This window comes from Rhodococcus sp. 1168 (assembly GCF_002091955.1).
Lineage (GTDB): Bacteria > Actinomycetota > Actinomycetes > Mycobacteriales > Mycobacteriaceae > Rhodococcoides.
On sequence record NZ_MKKY01000072.1, the window covers coordinates 337,309 to 356,061 of the forward strand.

General features: G+C 61.4%; 19 protein-coding genes and 1 pseudogene. 5 read left to right on the forward strand and 15 right to left on the reverse strand.

What is annotated here, in order from left to right:
- Positions 1–86 precede the first annotated feature (86 nt).
- The gene (locus BJI47_RS15725) at positions 87–2,690 is read right to left on the reverse strand and encodes a TrlF family AAA-like ATPase (protein ID WP_088944544.1); all 2,604 of its coding nucleotides are present in this window, start codon (positions 2,688–2,690) and stop codon (positions 87–89) included.
- Between the two features lie 1,148 nt (positions 2,691–3,838).
- On the opposite strand from BJI47_RS15725, the gene BJI47_RS15735 reads away from it, so the two are divergent.
- Positions 3,839–4,111, forward strand: a complete 273-nt coding sequence (locus BJI47_RS15735) for a helix-turn-helix transcriptional regulator (RefSeq protein ID WP_088944546.1) — start codon at positions 3,839–3,841, stop codon at positions 4,109–4,111.
- A gap of 413 nt (positions 4,112–4,524) precedes the next feature.
- Here the strand turns inward: BJI47_RS15735 and BJI47_RS15740 are convergent, their stop codons facing one another.
- The 12 genes from BJI47_RS15740 to BJI47_RS15790 form a co-directional block, all read right to left on the reverse strand.
- Entirely contained in the window at positions 4,525–4,833 is a 309-nt protein-coding gene (locus BJI47_RS15740) for an alpha/beta hydrolase (RefSeq protein ID WP_368655899.1), read from the reverse strand.
- Between the two features lie 184 nt (positions 4,834–5,017).
- Complete coding sequence (locus BJI47_RS24145; RefSeq protein WP_176224886.1) at positions 5,018–5,161, reverse strand: hypothetical protein; 144 nt, start codon at positions 5,159–5,161, stop codon at positions 5,018–5,020.
- 89 nt (positions 5,162–5,250) lie between these two features.
- Complete coding sequence (locus tag BJI47_RS15745) at positions 5,251–5,754, reverse strand: hypothetical protein (protein WP_088944548.1); 504 nt, start codon at positions 5,752–5,754, stop codon at positions 5,251–5,253.
- Positions 5,742–6,131, reverse strand: coding sequence for a hypothetical protein (locus tag BJI47_RS15750; protein WP_088944549.1), 390 nt, complete (start codon positions 6,129–6,131; stop codon positions 5,742–5,744). The genes BJI47_RS15745 and BJI47_RS15750 overlap by 13 nt, the downstream gene beginning before the upstream one ends.
- Before the next feature lie 18 nt (positions 6,132–6,149).
- The gene (locus BJI47_RS15755) at positions 6,150–6,515 is read right to left on the reverse strand and encodes a hypothetical protein (RefSeq protein ID WP_125458737.1); all 366 of its coding nucleotides are present in this window, start codon (positions 6,513–6,515) and stop codon (positions 6,150–6,152) included.
- 17 nt (positions 6,516–6,532) lie between these two features.
- Positions 6,533–7,234, reverse strand: a complete 702-nt coding sequence (locus BJI47_RS15760; protein WP_088944551.1) for a recombinase family protein — start codon at positions 7,232–7,234, stop codon at positions 6,533–6,535.
- 198 nt (positions 7,235–7,432) lie between these two features.
- Positions 7,433–8,338 (reverse strand): hypothetical protein, encoded by a 906-nt coding sequence (locus tag BJI47_RS15765; RefSeq protein WP_088944552.1) that lies wholly within the window; start codon positions 8,336–8,338, stop codon positions 7,433–7,435.
- A 254-nt stretch (positions 8,339–8,592) separates the two neighbouring features.
- A complete protein-coding gene (locus BJI47_RS15770; protein ID WP_088944553.1) occupies positions 8,593–9,546 on the reverse strand; it encodes a GIY-YIG nuclease family protein in 954 nt (317 codons plus the stop codon).
- An 818-nt stretch (positions 9,547–10,364) separates the two neighbouring features.
- Positions 10,365–10,751 carry a hypothetical protein gene (locus tag BJI47_RS15775; protein ID WP_088944554.1) on the reverse strand — a complete coding sequence of 129 codons (387 nt, stop codon included), beginning with the start codon at positions 10,749–10,751 and terminating at the stop codon, positions 10,365–10,367.
- 31 nt (positions 10,752–10,782) lie between these two features.
- Positions 10,783–11,349, reverse strand: coding sequence for an LppA family lipoprotein (locus BJI47_RS15780; RefSeq protein ID WP_254900623.1), 567 nt, complete (start codon positions 11,347–11,349; stop codon positions 10,783–10,785).
- Between the two features lie 41 nt (positions 11,350–11,390).
- Positions 11,391–13,070 carry an alpha/beta hydrolase gene (locus BJI47_RS15785; protein ID WP_254900624.1) on the reverse strand — a complete coding sequence of 560 codons (1,680 nt, stop codon included), beginning with the start codon at positions 13,068–13,070 and terminating at the stop codon, positions 11,391–11,393.
- A gap of 38 nt (positions 13,071–13,108) precedes the next feature.
- Positions 13,109–13,405 (reverse strand): hypothetical protein, encoded by a 297-nt coding sequence (locus tag BJI47_RS15790; protein WP_088944557.1) that lies wholly within the window; start codon positions 13,403–13,405, stop codon positions 13,109–13,111.
- Between the two features lie 664 nt (positions 13,406–14,069).
- On the opposite strand from BJI47_RS15790, the gene BJI47_RS15795 reads away from it, so the two are divergent.
- The 3 genes from BJI47_RS15795 (at position 14,070) to BJI47_RS15800 (ending at position 16,748) form a co-directional block, all read left to right on the forward strand.
- On the forward strand, positions 14,070–15,437 hold the full coding sequence (locus BJI47_RS15795) for a hypothetical protein (RefSeq protein ID WP_254900634.1): 1,368 nt from the start codon (positions 14,070–14,072) through the stop codon (positions 15,435–15,437).
- 277 nt (positions 15,438–15,714) lie between these two features.
- Positions 15,715–15,858 (forward strand): hypothetical protein, encoded by a 144-nt coding sequence (locus BJI47_RS24150; RefSeq protein ID WP_176224887.1) that lies wholly within the window; start codon positions 15,715–15,717, stop codon positions 15,856–15,858.
- Complete coding sequence (locus tag BJI47_RS15800; protein ID WP_176224888.1) at positions 15,855–16,748, forward strand: type II toxin-antitoxin system death-on-curing family toxin; 894 nt, start codon at positions 15,855–15,857, stop codon at positions 16,746–16,748. The genes BJI47_RS24150 and BJI47_RS15800 overlap by 4 nt, the downstream gene beginning before the upstream one ends.
- On the opposite strand, the gene BJI47_RS23935 is transcribed toward BJI47_RS15800, so the two are convergent.
- Complete coding sequence (locus BJI47_RS23935) at positions 16,733–17,065, reverse strand: hypothetical protein (protein WP_139804867.1); 333 nt, start codon at positions 17,063–17,065, stop codon at positions 16,733–16,735. The genes BJI47_RS15800 and BJI47_RS23935 overlap by 16 nt on opposite strands.
- 171 nt (positions 17,066–17,236) lie before the next feature.
- On the opposite strand from BJI47_RS23935, the gene BJI47_RS15805 reads away from it, so the two are divergent.
- Entirely contained in the window at positions 17,237–17,623 is a 387-nt protein-coding gene (locus BJI47_RS15805; protein WP_254900635.1) for a GNAT family N-acetyltransferase, read from the forward strand.
- A 5-nt stretch (positions 17,624–17,628) separates the two neighbouring features.
- Here BJI47_RS15805 and BJI47_RS24725 read toward each other — a convergent pair.
- Positions 17,629–17,769: pseudogene (locus BJI47_RS24725) on the reverse strand (IS5 family transposase); the annotation flags it as partial.
- Positions 17,770–18,753: the final 984 nt, after the last annotated feature.

An 18,753-nucleotide genomic window follows, 5' to 3' on the forward strand; every position in this document is an offset into this window, starting at 1 on the left:
GACCCGTCGTGTCGGCTGCACCTCGTCGATCCAAGTTCATCACTACGCACAGCATCGTGTTTCACCCAAAGCTCGCCGGTCTCGGGTCAGAATCCGTACAGGTGGTGACGGGCATTGAAGGCTGCAGGACCACCCTCCAAAATATTCTCAGCGAGCGCCCGAATCGTCCTGTCGTCAAGTGAACCGATTCCGCCCTCGGACGGCCTGCCGTGTGTCCCATCACCTTCAAGCGCGATGATTAGTTCAGCGTCTCCCAACACCGGGACATTCGCGTTGTGGGTGCTCGTGATGACCTGCCGCTTGCCCTTCAATATTCGGAGATTGCGGACAATGCCCTTGTAAACGAAGTTGTTGTCGAGGTCGTCCTCTGGCTGGTCGATGATGAGCGGCGCATTGGATGCGCCGAGCAGCAACAACAGGAGCGCGGTAGCTCGCTGCCCCTTCGATAGTTGATCCATCGTTCGGAGCCCAGAGCTTCCGTCGATCTTGAGCTTGACCTCGACGGCCAGGTCGACCGACAACTCCTCCAGCTCACGAGCCAACGCTTCCCCCGCTGTGGCGAGGCCAGCGGCCTGCGCGCCCCGAATGTCGAAGTCAGCAAGCGCATCGGCACCCGTACGAATGGCCGTTGCGAGGGCCTTCGGCGAGAAATCGGCCGCGTTGACGGCGGCCGTGATTTGAGTGCGCTGATTGCTCGTGTGGTTCTTGATGACGTCAAGGATGGAGCTGCGGTCCGAAGTCGGGACGGGACGCACGATGACCACGCCGCCCGTCGCCTCATTCGCTGCGCGCACTGCGGTTTGGAGCTGCTCGGTCCGGTAAGTCTCGTGAGTTCGTAGTTCGCCGAGAAGCTCGTCTCGGCGGTCGAGGAGCTTCTGTATCTCCTCCTGCTGTGCGTCGAGCCGCGGCTTCGAAGTCCGTAGTTCCGTCAGCTCAGCCTTGGTAGCGACGTACATATCGGGCTGCAAACCCTTCTCGTTCAGCTCTCGCAGTACTTCTCCGTACCCCGCCAACTCGTCGGCGGTGGCAGTCTCCCATTCCTGTCGGGCCACTTCGATTTCGGCATCGGCAGCACTAATGGCCTGGGTTGCTTGCGCATGAAGTTCGGCAAGCTTGAGATGGAGCTGCGTGATCGCAGCCACAACTCGCTGCAGGCGGGCCGCTTGCGGGGCACGTTCGATGTCGTCGATTTGAGCCGCTAGATCGCGAACTTCCTGCGCATGGAGGAACGTGTCGTGGTGCTGACGCGCGGCGTCGACACGCGCCTTGCCTTCTTTGAAGATGGCCTGGTCTTGCGCAAGCCTCTGCTGGCCGGCAAGTTTTGCGGGCACATCGGTCTGCTCGTAGTGGCTGACCTGTTCTTCCAGTCGGCCGACTTGGGCAAGCTCGCCCTCGAGTTCGAGCTTGCTGTCCTCAGCTCGCCTCAGGTCTTCTCGGTTGGTTTGAAGCTTCACGAGGGTCCGCGCGAGATCGGCGTCACCGCCACCCGAGCCGTCGAATCGGAGTACGAGCTCAGCGACACTTGTCGAGTCGCCTGCCAGTTCAGCAAGTTCGTGTTGTCCGAAGATTTCGACAGGCCCAATTGCATCCGGCGGCGTGAGCTTGGTGCGCTTGCCACTGGAGTCGAGAACAACCGGCGGATGCGGTACTTCTCGTTCGATGGTGAACCGTTGGGTCCTGGGTGTCACAGAGTCGACCTCGACGCGAACGATGGTGCCGGCGTGGAGCACATTGTCGACCATGTTCTTGTGGTCGGTCTTCATTTGACGGGAGATGGCATCGATACCGAGTGCGTAGCGGATGCTCTCAATAACCGTCGATTTCCCAGCTCCTCGCCCGCCAATGAGGGCCGTAAGATCCGCCGAGATCGGAATTTTGACCCCGTCGAGGTAACCACCAACCCAGGAGACGCTCCTAATTACGGGCCGTGGGGCGACGGCGGGATCGGTGAGGGACACGCGTGTTTCGGGTGTCCGAACAGCGAGCTTGAGACTCATCAGGGACGAGGTGCTGACCTTGAACCAGCTGCTGGCACCGTCAGTGCGAAGTTGGCGAGGCCCCATCACGTCATCCGCGTGGATAACGGCAAGGGGGTGTGTCCGCTCGAACAGGCCAGTTCCCTCGACTACCGCTTGCTGGTCCTTAGTCTCTTCGGTTGTCGGCGTGATGCCGATGGCGTGCAGATCTGGATGCTTGATCATCGTGGCCAGAGGCTGCCCGGATCGCGTCGTGAGCATCCCCGCCGGCTTGACGTTAACGTGTGCGGGAACGGGGAGGGCACCGACAGCTGTCATCTTTTCCATAATTACTGCATAAGATGCTCCGACCGTGCCGTTGTCGCACCCTGGAGACACTTCACATGCACCAATAGCGGCATTGATAGCGGAAAAGGCGGTGTCAGCTTCGAAGATGACGAGGACGTGGATGCCCTCAGATGAGTTCGCTTCGAATCCGGGCAAAGCAACAATGCCGCGAGCCGTCGCGGCATCGACCAAACCACGCGCAGAGTCCACGCACCAGTGATCGGTGATGGCAATCAGGCTGATGTCCTGCACCTGGCATTCATCGAGGAGCGCCTCGTTGTAATCCTCCTCGTTCGCGAAGAAGTTCTTCGGGGCATTCCGGCCCTCGTACGCGTAGGGATTCACCTGTAGAGCCGCGCGAACCCAATGCGCACCGTCGCTGGTCACTTGTCCTCGACCTCGTTCCTTGCCTTGCCGCCGCGGACGATCTGGTCTCCCGGCGCTTCGGACGCGAGCACGCTAGAGGCCGTCACGCATCGCTCATGCGAAAGTCGGCCTGGCGGTCGCCCGACTCGACCTTCATCAACGACTCGAGCAGCTTATCCCAGCTGTTTTTGTTCCCAGCTTTTCTGACGACCTGCCGATCGTCGTGCCGTTTCCGCCTTGGCTCGTGCCCCGCGTCGGATTTCTCCGCTCTCGATCCTGATCCACTCTTGGGTAAGCAGCCATCTCGATTGAGCTTGCGCATCGGTGCCGCTCGCAAAGATGCGGAGGTCGCGTTCGTTCTTGGTGAGGCTAGCGAGTTGGTTCCACGTGGGACTGCGGTGATGTTGGAACCTGAATTCACCGATGAACCGTCCAACTTGTTGGCCGATTTTGTATGAACTTCGTCGGCCTGGTCTTCCGCGGAGGAATGCGAAGTGGGTTGGTCCGGCACAGAGGGACCGTCGGCACCGGTTCGAGACGAGCCAGCCTGTGCGATGAAGTTCCGCGCACAGTATCGATCGCAGCTGAGAGTTGGACGGATGGGCGAGGTCGTTTGTTTGCCAGAACGCGACGACCGCTGCGACTGCGAAGGCTTCGCGTCGCAGTGGGCCGCGGCCGTTGTCGACCCAAAACTCCTCTACCGCGGTTGATATAACCGGCCCGAATGCATCGATGTGCTCGTACCATTTGTCAGCGGAGGCCCGAAAGTCTTTGTCTGCGGCATCCTTTGGTGCGAGTTTCCTGGTTTCAGCCTGTTCGAGCTTCGCGCGGACGGATCGGGGCGTGGGAACCTGACCAGCTCGAAGTAGCGCAACGACAATTGCCTCCTCTGCCGAGTCTGGTTCGGGTGGCGACAAAGCCTCACGGCCAGAACCGTAGGCCTGGGGCGCGCGGGCCCGTGCCAGCAATGCGATGGTGCGTGGCTCTGCAGGTAATCCGACTCTCTGAAGCCACTGCTGAGCCACAGAGTCGGCCTGCAGGGCAATGCACCCATCGTTGTCGATACGCACTGGTCTACCTCCTGAAGGCGGTTGCCGGAGACTTCGAGGACAGACTGAAGCCCTACTAGTAGGGCAGACTTATGTATACCGAATTGTCGTACTTGACGAGTGCCTACGCGACCGAATCAGACAGATCCTGCGCGTGCGCGCCGATGGGATGAATATCGAGGACAGGTGGGATCCCGTATCCGCCAACTTCGGATCGAGCAAGGGTTGACGCAGGAAGCACTCGCACTCGAATCGGGAGTTACACGAAACGTGCTCATACATGTCGAGCACGGTAGACGCGGGCTGCTGTACGAGCGGCTGTTCGATATTGCCGAAGCGCTCGGAGTTCCCGCCGGCTCTTTGCTCGACGAATGCAAACAGGACTCGACGTAGCTCGATATCCCTATCGCGACTTAGGACTGTGCAAGCAGGAGAGTTGCACAGAACCCGTTTCTACCCAACCGACGGACAGGGGGCAGATACGGCCGTTCGCGATGCCCACCCCGTTGCGACCGCGGCCCCAAACTCACTGAATAATCGCCACACAATGTGGGTTCTCGCCACACGTGCCGGCGCTCGTCAGGCTGATCAGCGGCTCGCCACATTGCCAGGGATTGAGCACCGGGCAATTTTTCTCATCGCATCTGGCGGATACTGGTGATGTTGCGGCCCGCTGCCGGTAGTCCACTATGGGACCAGCTTTCAGTTCCGGCTGTATGTGGCGGACTCCCAGTGAAGCACTGGGTCCGGACCTGTGACAGGAATTCCGGGTTCCGTGCTTCGCACTCCGCCAACAACGACGGTAGTCAGTTCACGCTGCCGCTGATCCACGCCTCGATATCGTCGAGCGCTGCACTCGCCATCTGCGTCGGGTGGCCTGTGAACCCGTGCGGCGCTTCCGGGAAGAGTCGAAGGTCCACGTCCACGCCGTGTGCAACGAGCCGTGCGGCCATCGCCACATTGTCGTGAAGCAAGATGTCTTTGTCTCCGAGGATCATCAGGACTGGTGGCAGTTGTTCTAAGTTTGCGTAGATCGGCGACAGCGGTCTCGTCGATTGCCCGAGTGTTGGTTCCGGCCCTACGCTCGGTGCCGAGGTCAGCTTGGAGGGAAGGATCTACGGTGACCGAAGCACCGTAGTCCCACGCCTGCGATCAGAAGTCCGCCAGATCCGGTTAGAAGATTTGACTGAAGATGCACCTTGCGCGTGTGGCGAGTCGCACGTCGGCACGACGAGCTCCGTCACACCAGAATGCCACCCGGGACTAGATCCGCTGCCCTCGTAGATGACGGGGGAGGTGCTAACGCACCGTTGCCGCGGCCAACTTCATCATCTTGGGATCTGGCGTTTTGCTTTGTTGCTGCGCAGCTTTCACAGCAACCTTTGCAGCGGCGATACGAACGCTCGCGCTGCGTACGACACGAGTCCCAGTGGTGTGCGGCATTGTCCATCTCCGGTTCTGTCCTGTTCAGTATCCGCTTCGCCCGCGCGAAACGGAGACTGCCGGCGAGGCGGCAGACGCGCTGCCGCCTCCTACGCCAATGCCCAGGCTGCGGCGGTGACCACGTCGGCAGCCTGATCGATCTCCTGCGCGTTCCCCGCGCAATCCGTCAGCCACTGCGCCATCGACACTTGGCGACCCTTTACGGACAGGGAGGGCTGCGGCTGCGTGAGTAGCGCCTGCACAGTCAGCGGGTGTAGATCCTTCGCTACCAGCGGCATCACCTTCTCGAGGTGAGGTACCCCGCCGGCGGTGGTGAACTGAGCGGGCGGCAGCAGCCGGCTACGGCCGGAGGTGAACGCCCACAGGGTGCCGTCGGCCAGGCGCTGGCGGATCCGGGTGGCGGTGACCCCGAGGCGCTCGGCGGCGTCGGTCACCGAGAGGGAGCGGTGGATCAGCTCCTGCATTCTGATGTCCCGGTCCAGCTGCGCCGCCGTGGCGGCGGCGGGATCGGCAACAAACCCGGACTTGTCGAGCAACGCGGCGTCATGCTCAGACAGGGACAGTTCGGCCGGGTCGCGGGTCACGTCGCCCACCGACGCATGTCGGCGCGGGCCAGCTCCAGGACGTCCTCTACGGGGCGGCCCTCTTCGACCCAGCGCACTGCGCTGCGGTCGTCAAGTCCGGCCTGAGGGCTACGCAGCCATGCGGCACAGGTCCATGGGTCCCCGGACATGCGCAGAGTCGACCACAGGGCGAGCAGATCCGGATGCACCGTCCCCGACTCGGTGAACTGCCACGTCGAATAGACCCACCCACCGCCGTCGAGCTGGCAGGCGATGACGGTGCCGGTGGATGCGGCCTTGGCGATGGTTTGCCGGCTCACGCCACACCACTTGGTGAGGCCGGCGGTGTCGTAGAACGGTCCGACGAGCTGGTCGTAGATGTGACTGGTTGGCAGCGCGGAGGTCATGGAATCGCGCCCTCTAGCTCAGCTCAGCCCGGCCGGCGGGGTGGTCGGGCGTCCCTCCGCAGTGTCGCGGATCCATTGCGGTACATCGCGGCCGGTGCGTTCGCGGAGCGCGATCGAGGCGCGGGCTGCTGCGGCGGCGACTAGGGGCCGCCCGGCGGGACGGTCGGTGCGCTTTTCGGTCGTGGTAATTTCTGGCCCTCCTGCGGGCCTTCTCGGGCCTGGCTGTTCGGCAGGTGGGGTGGTCGGGCGTCCTTCGGCGGCGTCGCGGATCCACTGCGGTACCTCGCGTCCGCTGCGTTCGCGGATGGCGATGGACGCACGGGCGGCTGCAGCGGCTACCTCGGGCCGTGAGGCTGCACTCTTACGTTCTTCGGTGGTGGTCATCGCGGCTCCTCTGGTCCTCATGTGGTGTAAGTCTTGTCGACACGCTCGACGTAGAGGCTGCGGCGGGCCTGTTGTTCAGCTCGTCCCTCCGCTCGGTCTTTGGCGAGCTCGTCGTATCCCGTGGCCGTGAGTTTTCCGCCACGGTTGCTCCTCTGCTCAGTCGGCGGCGGGACGGACAGAACCCGATGCACAGTTCCTACCGAGACCCCCACACCGGCGGCGATCGCGCGCATCGACTCGTCACGATCACGGCGAGCCAGGATCGCCGCGCGCTTGTCATCGTCGACGACGGTGGGTCGACCGCGGATGGTGCCGCGCTTGCGAGCTGCTTCCAGGCCGTTGCGAGTCTTAAGGACGATATCGCGACGGCGGTCCTCAGCCAGGGCGAGAGCCAGGTCCAGGATCAGTGATCGTTCGGTGTGCTCCCCGGCTGCGATGCCATCGAGCACCTTGACGCCGATGCCGCGCTCGAACAGGTCGGTGAGGACCATCAGCCCGTCGAGGAGGTTACGGCCGAGCCGGTCGACCTCCTGGACAGCAAGCAGGTCGTCGGGGCGCAGGTAGTGCAGGGCGGCTTTGAGGCCGGGCCGATCAGCAACGGCGAGCTTGCCCGAGACCTTCTCCTCGAACACTCTCACGCAGATGCTGCCGAGAGCGTCGTGCTGGCGCTGAGTCTCCTGCTTGTTCGTGCTCACGCGAACCAGGCCGATGAGTGCCACCGAGATTCTCCGTTCAATAAACTTGTTCACCTACTCTGGTAGAAGATACCAATCAATGAACGGGTTATTGAACATATTCGGGGCGCGATTCGGGGCAGAGACGGTGGCCGTCGATCGTGTTCCATCAACGACCGTTTTATGAACAGGATTTAGGTTGAGCGCGAGCAGGGGACCTTAGCCGGAATACGAGGCGGCTCCTTACTTGCCGTTAGGGATCGCCGCGTTCGTGACGTGGAGGCGTCTCAGTTTGGCGAGCAGGGCTTCCGCGGACTGTTGCGGATTCTGGCTGCCAATAGAGCTCGCAACAGCCGTGGACACCAGGTTGCGTGAAACGCTGTCGTCGTTGTACGTCACGTCGTGAATTCCAGTGTGTCCTGTCATGAGTTTATTGGCGAGGGCGTCCGGAGCGTCGAAGCCTGCCGCCTCGAACAGGTCGGTCACGGATTTCTCCAATACGTAGTCGTCGGTGCTCCTGTTGTACTGCATGTCGGCCCAGACGCAGACCACGAGGTCAGCCAGAAGGTCTTCGATGGCCTCGTCCGAATTAGCCTCATGGTTCATCCATGGCGTCAGGTTTGGGTAACCCATTGCGATCTGTGGATAGGAGACCCAGAGCTGCAGCACCGACGGGAATCTCGACTCTTTGTACGGGTGGGTCTGGAGCCCGGTCTGCTTCGTAGTGTCTTTGCCCGTATAGGTGTAGCCGCGATTTCCCTCGTCGTCGCTGTGCTGGGTGGTCCTGCGGAGCCACGTGCCGAGGTCAGTCGGCGCGCTGAACACCTGGGTCTCCCGCAGACGCCCGAACATGAATGTTGGCACGCCGCTGGTCGTGCCGGCGAGCCATCCCCGAACTGTGCCCACCTGCAACCTGCCGTGGGGAGAGGTCTTGACTTGAATATGCACGCTGCGGCCAGATAGGCGCCAAGAGTCTTTCCCCGCCCTCGATGCGCCACAGATTAAGCCGTCGGGAACGTGGCAGTGTAGATCCCAGCCTGTGTCGGACGCGGTCAGCGCATTGATGGCGATCCCGTGCTCCAGTAATAGCTGTGCGACCCGCAGCTCATTGAGATCCCCGACTACGTTGCTCCCGTTGCGCCTTGCCATCCTCCGGATATTCCCCGCTCGTCTTGTTCCTGTCGACTGGTGTCCGTCACGGGGGCACTCTGGATGACGCCCTCGGTGTGGGATATCGAAGTCGTGTCATATGGTGCGCCGGCACCGAGACTCGTCACCGGGCGGACCTTACGAGATCGTCCACCCTTCGTTGACACTGACTGGATGAAGGTCGTCCGACCGTCTCACTCACCAATCGGTTTTTTGACGCGGTGGTAGTTGGGGGCGCAGCCGGACGGAAGTCGTCAGCTCGGTGCGGTCTCTGCGCTGGCAACATCGGCGTCAGCAGTGGCAATTGCCCGCTTAGCCCGCTGCTGGAGCCATTGCGCGTACGTCGTGGAGGTCGCTTCAAGCTTCCATTCGAGCTTTCCGTTCGAGTTGCGTCCGAGGACAGACGCTGATGCCGCGCTGGCACTTGAGAACACCTGATTGTGTGTGAACGTGTACCAGCTTCCGTCCTCGGTGGGTTGCAGTGTGCCGTCGTTGAACAGCTTATTTTGCAGGCCGGCGTAGGAGTGCGCTGTCCCAGACCAAGGCTTGGCGCGAGATCCTTGAAGTACGGTGAACTCGCCGTCGACCTCGTGGGCTCGTGCCCACGTCTCACCTTTTAGGCCGGTGACGAATACCGTTTGGGCGGTGTCTTCGAGGGTCGAGGTGTCAGCGTTAATTGAATGTATCGAAGGAGAGGAGCGGAATACGTTCACCTGGAGGACGGGAAGCACGATCGAGGCTTGGGTGAGGTAGTGCTCCATGTCGGAGCGGTCGGCCTCGGGTAGAAGGTTGTCGGTGCTGTTCGTTCCGCCGTTGCCGTTGGTGACTTCGGAGCGCTTTGTATGGCGGGCCATCGCTATCAACCGGGCTTCGAGGTAGCGAACGTGAGCTTTAGTGAGGTTCGAGTCCTTACTGGTGAGAACGACCACTCGGTCCCAAAAGTCCTTTTTCCCTTCGTGGTCTTTCAGGCGGCGGGAGACGTCGTCGCCCTCGCCGATATACACCTGCTGGCCGCCCAGGCTCTCGGGGCTCTCTCCGATCAGCACGTAGACGCCGGTACGGGAGGATTCGGGTCGCTTGAGCAGTTCGAGCAGCCCGGAGCGCTGAACAGCGAGCAGATGTCCGGTCCAGTTCATGATTTCTGCGGTGACCAGACCGCCCATCGAGCCTTCTGCCAGAAAGAGTCGGACACTTTTACCCCCGCGCATCGTTTCCTTTCAACGGTTCTGGGTGGGGCTGATCGCGGTCAGCAGAGACATGTCGAAAGGTACGCGACGTGGTCTCAGAAATGGAATTCAATTCCGGGCACTCGAGTGTGGATCCCTTCTTGCGAGGGCAGCAGCGATCGCCTGGACCACAATCTCGGGTAAGTCCTCCACCGCAGTCAGACGTCGGCGGATGCGCTGTCGCAGCAGAAGAGTGTCGTCCCGCGCCGGATGCACGCGTCGGGCGAACCCGTCTCATCGCTGGTGGACGAGTCCGGCATCAGCCGCGCAACCGTCTGCAGGTTGATCGAGCAGCGAGACTGACGGATCACGGATACTCGACCGGGAGTGACCGGCCGCAGTCAGATCTGACCCCTACATACGCATCAACCGGCCTGGTCGTCTGCTGAAACTTCGTGGTTCCTGAAGGGGCCGAAGAAAGCGGCCGAGTCCGCACTGCGCGCTGCTGAATCCCAGTTCGAACTCGACATCTACGACTTACGATGGCGTCGTGGCGTACCTGTCAGCAGTATTGTTAATGCGATTCGATGTCAGATATCGCGGCGGATGATTTCGAGGAGCCTGCTGCCGCTCGACACACAGTGCCGAGTGTCGGGCGATTTCCATACCTGGTGGCGGGGGTGCGTGGAGGACCGTGGGATTGATGGCTCCATGGAGCGGCGAGTTGACGAAACAACGCAACGATCCCGACAGGTACGACAGGGGGCGCGTCAACGGTGTTCCCGAGGGGTCGTGGCCGGCAGCCCAACGCGCGGCCGACGCACACTGTGAGATGTGGGCTCTACCGAATGAGTCGCTGTTCAACGATTCCGACCGAGGGGGTCCTGTCGGATGCTTTGGAAGTACATGTCGTCGTCCTCGAGAGTCTGCACCGGGTGCGCCGGGTGCGCCGGTTCAGCCTGTATGCGGGCGGCGTAGGTATCGACGAACGAGGTTACTGCCTGGGCATCGGGGTCGCTGAGAACATCCCGCATCGCCTCGTCCAACTGCGGTTGCTTGTCGAGTAGCGCTGCTTGATAGGCAGCCACGATGATGTCGGCATCCGGATGATGCAGTGCGACGAGTCGGTTCTCAGCGTCGACCTCGACGGCGATACCACCGACCCTGCCGACACCACGAATCTCGCGCACGACCAATTGTGCGCGTTGCACTTTCGCGCCCAACTCGTCGAATGCATTGCTCGACATCGTCACCTGAACTCTTTCGATGCGCAGACGATCATGGCTTCGGCGTGACAGGAGGCTGCGGAGCCTGTGCCCCTGACATCTTCGCCTGGGGCAAACGACATCCCGTGCTCGCCGAAATAACGGCACCTCGGCTGCCGATGAAGATGGCCGTGCCTTCCGGGCTGTAGAAACGGACCTCATGATTGTCCGGATCGTCGTGGAAGGTCTGAACTTTGGTCGCGCCCGCAGCTGTGGCGACACGTGTGGCGAACTCGAACACCTGCGGCCATACCGCATCTGGGATCGGCCCCGCCGACACATAGTTCTTCAGTTTGACGTCGTCGCCGTCGGTTCCATCGTACGGCCGGCTGCAGCCGCCGACACTTCGCTCGCGTATCCAGGTCCACTCCATGCCGGGTACGAGGGTGTCGACGAAGGCACCGAGTTGCTCGACAGCGCTCTCGAACTGCACTTCGGTGTCCTCTAGCGACGGCAACGTCTCCAGGATCGCGGCTGAGTCCGCTGTCACGGCCGGGCTGGATTTTTCGTACGGATCATCGAGCACGTCTGATCCACATCCTGTCAACGTGAGGACTGTGGCGACGGTCAGTGCCGTCATCCACCGTCGTGATCGGGAATCGGTCGTTTGTCTCTTGCGCATCATCGGGTCAGATCTATCAGTCCGTCGAGAATGTCGATACCTCCGGTTTTCATTGCCGAGTCACCGGTGACGAGTTGGCCGGGCACATCGGCCAGACCGGCGATGACGACGGCCGTGTTGTAACCGGAGGTACGCAATGCGCCGTTGTCACCCGATCTCGGGTAGTCGCTGTGCCCGGTCGCACCTTGGCGCGCCACACCGTCGGCGGTTGTCGTCGCATCGGTGTCGAGGTGGGTGAATTCCGACATGTATCCGGGACTCCATCCGAATCGGTTCATGTGCGCGACGGGGTCGTCGTGCGCGGTCATCTCGTACGCATGCCCGGGTGCGATGTTGAGCTTGTCGAGGCTGCTGTCGACGAAGTCGTGGCCGGTGCCCAGGCCGGGTGACCCGTAGACCATCACGTCGTCGACGATTCCCTCTGGAGTCTCTTGCAGCGCAAGCCCTGTGGTGAACGACCCGTACGAATGCCCGACCGCGGTCAGGTGCGGGTCGCCGTCGTGGTTCGACGCGTCGATGCCCTCGTAGAACTGCGACAAGTTGGGCGCAGCGGCCTGCGCGTTCCATGGCTGCGCCACCTGAATCGTCCCCGCAATGCTCTCCTCGGAGAGGTAGTCCTCCTTGTCGAGTTGTGGTGCGTCGTAACCGATCCATGCAATGGTCGACACCGTCTCGTTTGCATGGTCGGTCGTGTTGTCGAGTTGCTGCTCGGCGGCCAGCTTCATCTGTTCGCCCTCCTCGGTCATGGCTCCGATGGCACCGCCGACTGTTGTGTTCAATCCGGGCGCGGTGACGGACACGTGATCCGCGGTGTCCGGGTTGCCGACGGCTACTGCCGCGTGGGTCTGCGCACCCGACTGAGTGTCGAGCAGCATCAGCATCCGGTTGGGATCTTTCTCGACGGTGTCCCGAACGGCCTGTAGGTCCACGAGCCGATCCGACACGGCCGGGTCGCAAGCCTCGGCGCGGGCCAACTCGTCGTCGAGTTTGATTCGGTTGTAGTGGTCACGATCGACGACGGGGAGGCCGTCGCGGTTGCCGATGTAGTTGTCGTGGGCGAACAGTGCATCCTTGTCGGCCGGGGACAGCGTGGACCACATCTCGTTCAACTGGGCAGGGTCAGACGGCAGCGAGGTCTTGCCGCTGACGATGTCCGATACCACCGGGCTGATGGTTGCGGCCTCGGGCGAGTTCGAGACGACGTCGAGCTGCTGCTGCGCGGCTCGAATAGCCTGTGCTGCTTGCAGTTCGCCGTCGCCGAATTGTGCGAGGAGGGCCTTGATGCGCACCTCGATGGCGTCGGCCTGCGCGTCGAGTTGACTCTGCAGGAGCATCGCGATGACTACAGCGCCGCCGACCGGAACCGTCGGGGCCGTCACTGTGCCGTCGTCGGCAACCGACATACCGGCGCCGGGCACCTCTAAGTCGACGATGGCCAGCAGTGAGGTACGTATGCCGTCGAGTACTGCCCCTTGGGAGGCGTGCGCCTCGGCGATGGCAATGACGGCCGTGTCGATATGGGAGGCGGCAAGGCTTTCGGACAGACTTCGCGCCGAAGCGGCCGCTGCCGCATCTCCCTGCCACTTGTCCATCGCCGCGTCGACAGCACGATCCATCCGGTGCATCTGGTCGGTGAAAGTATTGTTCGACGCCAGTAGAGACTTGGCGTAATCGACCATCGAATTCGGCTGACAACCCCTCGCGTGGGAAATGGTGGTCACCGCGGGACCCCGGCGTCGTATCGCGTCAACTGAGAACGGAACGCTTCCTCGGCGTCCTCGTAGCTTGTGGCGTTCCACTCGCACGCTGCCGACATCTCGTTGACGTTGCTGGCGATGCGTGTGTAGGCGTCGGCCGTGGTCTTGGTGCTCTGCTCTGAGGCCGGGGCGATCGGCGAGCCCGGCATCGTGACAGTCGCCGTGACGCTGATTGCGTTCATCGTGCTCGCCGTATCGGCGAGTGTTCTACCGAGCGCTCGAAGCTCTTCGGCATCGACTGCCAGCAGTTCGCCCACTTCTCGCCCCCCAGCGAATCCATCGGCGCAGTCGGATCAGCGCCATATTGCCAGCAGGCTAACACGCCGACGACAGGTAGAACTCCCAGCGATTTGAACGATGGTGCGGCCGATCTTAGAGTCTTGGGGTTTTCGTGTGCACCGAATGACGTGGCGCAGGCATTGAGGTACGTTGTCGACTGCTCTGGATCTGACAGTTGCAGCCGTTGGTCGAGCTCGAAGCAGAACGATTTTTCCGAATCAAGTGCTCGTTGGGCCGTATTCGCAAATCCGTCGGAGATGCTGCACCGGGGATCAGTACCGCCACCGACCGGTTCTCCGATTCGCGTTGGCCGTTACCTGAACTCATCGAACTTGGGTTCTCGTTCAGCCTGTTTCGGTTCCTTAAATCTCGATCTATTTGCCAAACCGTCTTTCCAAGCCACACCACGGGTTCAAACCCGACTCCGTGGCTTTGTTCGCCGACTCACGAGACAGCCTTGTCCGGTCAATCCGCATTTTGAACCATTCGATCCGCTCAAGAACACTCGTGCGCGAAACCTCAGCGACTGTCTGAAATGATCCTTGAATGGTCGATGAGGAGTCAGGCGCAACCGAAACCGTGCCGGCGCATGTGTGGGAGTTCGCAAACGAGCAGGACCAGTTGAAGAGGGCCGCGGACCAGATGCGGGGCTTTTTGTACGAGCTGTCGACCGAGGGTTTGATCCCGGTACACACCATCGAGACGCGGGCGAAGAGCCTCACCTCATACATGGAGAAGTGCAGTCGGATTGATGACGGCACTGGTGCGATCAGGTACCAGAATCCAATCTCTGAGATTGACGACTGCGTGGCGGCGAGGGTGATTGTGTACACGACGCGAGCGCGGAGAGACTTCCTGAGCCTGTTGACCACGCGATCCAAGACTCGGGATCATGCGAATCCGGGCAAAGAGAAGCACAACGGATATGACAGCGACCACTTAGTCGTGACCTCGATTGAACTGCCGCACCTGAACGCGCGCTACCCCGACCTTGGGGCGTACTTGCGTAGACGACCAGGTCTTGAGGTCCAGATTCGGACAGTGGCCGGTCACGCATGGGCGGAGTACGAGCATGATGTGCGTTACAAGTCGGCCGCATACAGAAACCTGGAGCCCGGTCCGCGGAAACGCGTAGACCAGTGGTTCATTGAGGCTGGCGGCCTCCGACGCTATCTCGATCAAGTTTTCAACGAGATCGATGAGTTTCTCGTGCCGAGTACCGAGAACACGGCGAAGGCCGACGAAGGTGTTGACGACAGTGCAATCGAAGCTGCCGATGGCCTAGCTGACCCGGACGATCGGTCACTGGACCTCGACACTCTCACCTCTCTGCTCAAAGACCGGTATCGGAGTGCCGCGCCCGGGAGTGACGAGGCGGCGCAGGAGCTACTCGATCAGCTCGACACTCTCGGCATACGCACCGTGGCCGAACTGCAGACCGTATTGGATCAGAACGACCCGGACGAGGTCGCCTCGCTGATGGACTATCCCATCCCGGTATCCGCCACGCGCCGCCTCGATGACGAGCTACTCGCAGCTTTCACCCGCAAATATGTCGACGCTGCAGCGCCGAACGAGGCTCGACAACAACTTCTGAGGCTGCGGCTTCGCCGAGTGGATGGCAGGTTCACCATCTATGTCCTGGAGCCGAAGGGCAAGAAGCGCACTCGACCGATCGCGGCTGCTCGAGCTGTCCGAGAGTTGACTCGGCTCGTCGCCGACGAACTGGGACCGGAGCAGGCATGCATTGAGCATGCAATTGCCTTAAAGCGAAGCGATCTTCAGGCTCATACCAATCCGCGAGTAGTCCAGGTAGGTGACACAGCGATCTACGTCGCAACCAACCTGAACCGCGCCTACTCGGAACAGTTGATGAGGCAGCTGGTTGACCGCCTACCGCACAACCAGATCCTCGTTCTCAGAGCCGGCGACCAGATACTGCCGTCGTTGGCCAACCCTCAAGCTGAAAATGATCCGCGGGAAACATCGGACATGCCCATTCAGACGTAGCATCCTGCGCTGGCAGTCCGCGACGATGTCACGGTCGTGTGTGTCTTTGGCTGCCGCGTATGCAGCCGCTTGGGGGTTGGGTTTGCCTGCAAGTCGCGGAAGCTTCAGGCGTGATGTGCGTTAGGTGGGAGCTACTGCTTGCGCTCGTCATGCGGTGCGCGGCAGGATGGCGAAGCGACTCGGTTCGCTGCGGTGGCCCGACACATTCGAAGGCTTAGTGGGCCGAGAACATAGCGATATCTACTGCGCTTGGCCTATGGCCGGTACTGTCGGGTAGGTGAACACCGAACACGATGTCGAGTTGCACTCGCATGGTGTCTCGCCGTCCGCCTCCGAAGTTGCAGGCCTCGAGGAAACGTTGCGTCTGGCACGTGGCGAAGCCCACCGGTGGGAAACGCTGTTGACTCGATTGGCGAAGTGACTCGCTATCTGAGCGCTGAAGCACTGGTCGCCATCAATGCAGAACACGGCGGCGCAGGGGCAGGCGTTGCAGACCTCGCGGGTATTGAGTCCGCCGCACACCGCCCGCAGACGGAAGCCTTCGGAGCCGAAATCTATCCGGACATTTGGTCCAAGGCCGCTGCATACATCCACAGCCTTGCCAGCACGCAGTACTTCACCGACGGCAATAAGCGCACGGCTTGGCTTGCGGCAATGACGTTCCTAACCCTCAACGGCCATCGCATGCCCCGGATAGCTGATGCCGACTCCGAAGCGCTCGTGCGGTGTGTAGCCGGAAATTTGTTCGCCAGCGACAGCGAACCAGACCGCACGATCGAAGTTGCGGCCGACTGGATACAAACTCGATACGGGCAGCTCAACCGAGTCGGACCCGCCATCGACCCCAGGCTCGAATTCGTGCAGCTGTGCTATCACTACGAAGTCGACCAGGGCCAAGCCGTGTACTCAATTGCCAACGCCGGATTCGACATCCTGTCGACGCCGAACGGATTTCCCCATCCGGGCGATTTCTTCATGCTCGGCCGAATCCACTGGCGTCCCGTCGACATCGGTCGGTCCCACACCCTCACCACTACCGTCATAGCTCTAGATGGCACCAAGCGTGTCAATCGGGCGCAGAAGTCCGAAACACTCTCCGGTCTCCCGATGCTTGAGAGCGACAAGTGGCAGTACCCCAACGGCATCGTGCCGTGGACGTTCGTGACCGACATCGACGCAGTGTTCCTCGAAGCCGGGGAGTACGTCATTCGCCTGGATATCGACGGAGAGTGCGCCGCAGAACAAGCCCTGACTGTCGTCCAGTTCGGGGCAGCACCACCGGACATTCAACTCCTTCACCCGAGCAGCTGACCACCGCGTTTCGCGGTGCGACCGCACCGGATCGAGAGGCGTCGGCGAAGCCGACCTCGGAACGTTATCGACGCGATCAGGCACCCCTGCCGTCGCCGCAGATTCGTCCGAGCAGGAGAAACGCCATGAGCGACGCCCTGACCACGATCGACCGCGCTGCACTGACCGTGCTGGTCGTGCCGGTATAGATGCTCCCGCCCGCCGACCTGCCGCAGGCCTACCCCATCGATCTCGGAGAATCCGCTAGCGAACGCCGCAGCAACGTCCTGCACGCCGCGCTGACGAGCGGAACCGAGTATCGACCGGCGCAACGTCACTCGGAAATGATCGCCGCTTAACGACACACCCAGGGCGTGTTGGTAAATGCTGCCGAGGGCCGACGCGGGGCCGCTGTCAGACTGCTGACATGTCGATCGCACTTGTCCCGATAACCCCCCCCAACGTTTCCCTCGTGGCTGGAACGGAGCCAGACCGAGTACAAGACGGACCTGCTCGCTACAGGTGAGACGCCACGCGCCGCTGAGGAGCACGCCAGGGATGCGTACAAACTTGCTTTTCCAGCGGGTACTCCCACCCCGGGCAACACTGTGTTCGACCTCGTTAACGACACTGACCACATCGTCGGGTACCTCTGGATTGGCCGTGACAACTCGGACGAGGACACCTCGTGGTGGGTTTGGGATGTCGTAGTCGAGCCAGAGCACCGAGGCAAGGGTTATGGGCGAGCAGCGATGCAGCTCGCCGAAGTCCATGCACGCGCAGAGGGTGCGCGGACGCTGGGAATCAGCGTGTTCGGTTTCAATGCGGTCGCGCGCGGGATGTACGAGTCAGCCGGATATGAAACCACGAGTGTGAAGATGCGCAAGAAGCTCTGACCACCTCAATCCTTGTCTCTTGGGGTGGTCGTGAGCCGGTGGAGGATCGCGGCGAGGAAGACACCAGCAAGGTAATTGCGGGCGGTCTTGTCTGATCTCATCGCGATGCCACGTCCATTTTTGAGCTTGTTGGAGCAGCACTCAACGGCATTGCATCTGCGGTGGCGTCCGCGCTGGACGGGGCCGAAGTCGATCGGTCGGCCGCGCTCCTTGCTGTGGTGGCGTCAGGGACACCTTCATTCTCGTCGAGCTTCTCCCACTCGTTCTTCGCGTTCGTCGGAAATGGGCTGCATGCTGTCGGATCCCTTGTGCGAATGGGCCGTCCGGCTGGCAAAAACCCGCCGGCGGTGGAAGTCGCAAAACACCCTTCAGTTTCCGAGGGGCGAGATCCGTTCAAAATGCCAGAAATAGTCCAAATCACGGCTGAAACTCGCCGGGCTGGGGCCTTCCGAAGTTGATAGAAGCACTCGGCCACGAACACGGCCGCGAAATCCGCTACGGACTGTGTCTGCCCCACCTGTCGTTCGAACACCGGGACCTCAGCTTCGCCACATCCGATGAGAATTAGCCACCACACCGATAGATCACCTGCGAATTCGCCAGATTAGCTGAGAACTGACAGCGTCCAATCTTCTCTCATCGGTAGCTATTCCCAGCGTTTCGTTTCGTTACATGTAACGAAACGAAACGAAACGCTGGTGGTCGCTCATGACCTCAGGCTAGCCATCCCCAAGTCAGGCCGACCCAAAATCCACGCGTCCCCGGCCGAACGGGTCGAGGCGCATCGCGCCAGGGCGGCGGAGAGGGTTGGCGTCGCCGCTTAGCACGCTGGCCGGTCCACAGAAGGATGGACTTGAGGTCCCCGCGATTTTGGGCTCAGGATTCCTCCTCGGGATACTCGGAACTGTCGTTCCACCTCGATAAGTTTTCCAGACTGCACCGTGCCGAATAAGGACGGCTATTACTTCATGAACGCCCTAGTTCACATCCAAGAACAGATATGCGACGGGATTGACCCCCTCAGCTCGTACCGGCGCACACTAAGCGAGTCGCGGAGCACGAAGACATCAGGGCAGTAGCTTCGAGTCGGCGCAGTCAAGCCGCCTCATCCGCCTCGCCACGCCACGATA

What these genes read in the sequence shown, in the direction of transcription:
- BJI47_RS15755 (WP_125458737.1), bottom strand. Translation starts at nt 6,515, where the DNA reads ATGACCACCACCGAAGAACGTAAGAGTGCAGCCTCACGGCCCGAGGTA.
- BJI47_RS15795 (WP_254900634.1), top strand. Translation starts at nt 14,070, where the DNA reads ATGCGGGGCTTTTTGTACGAGCTGTCGACCGAGGGTTTGATCCCGGTA.
- BJI47_RS15775 (WP_088944554.1), bottom strand. Translation starts at nt 10,751, where the DNA reads ATGTCGAGCAATGCATTCGACGAGTTGGGCGCGAAAGTGCAACGCGCA.
- BJI47_RS15785 (WP_254900624.1), bottom strand. Translation starts at nt 13,070, where the DNA reads ATGGTCGATTACGCCAAGTCTCTACTGGCGTCGAACAATACTTTCACC.
- BJI47_RS15765 (WP_088944552.1), bottom strand. Translation starts at nt 8,338, where the DNA reads ATGGCAAGGCGCAACGGGAGCAACGTAGTCGGGGATCTCAATGAGCTG.
- BJI47_RS15750 (WP_088944549.1), bottom strand. Translation starts at nt 6,131, where the DNA reads ATGACCTCCGCGCTGCCAACCAGTCACATCTACGACCAGCTCGTCGGA.
- BJI47_RS15770 (WP_088944553.1), bottom strand. Translation starts at nt 9,546, where the DNA reads ATGCGCGGGGGTAAAAGTGTCCGACTCTTTCTGGCAGAAGGCTCGATG.
- BJI47_RS24145 (WP_176224886.1), bottom strand. Translation starts at nt 5,161, where the DNA reads ATGCCGCACACCACTGGGACTCGTGTCGTACGCAGCGCGAGCGTTCGT.
- BJI47_RS15780 (WP_254900623.1), bottom strand. Translation starts at nt 11,349, where the DNA reads ATGACGGCACTGACCGTCGCCACAGTCCTCACGTTGACAGGATGTGGA.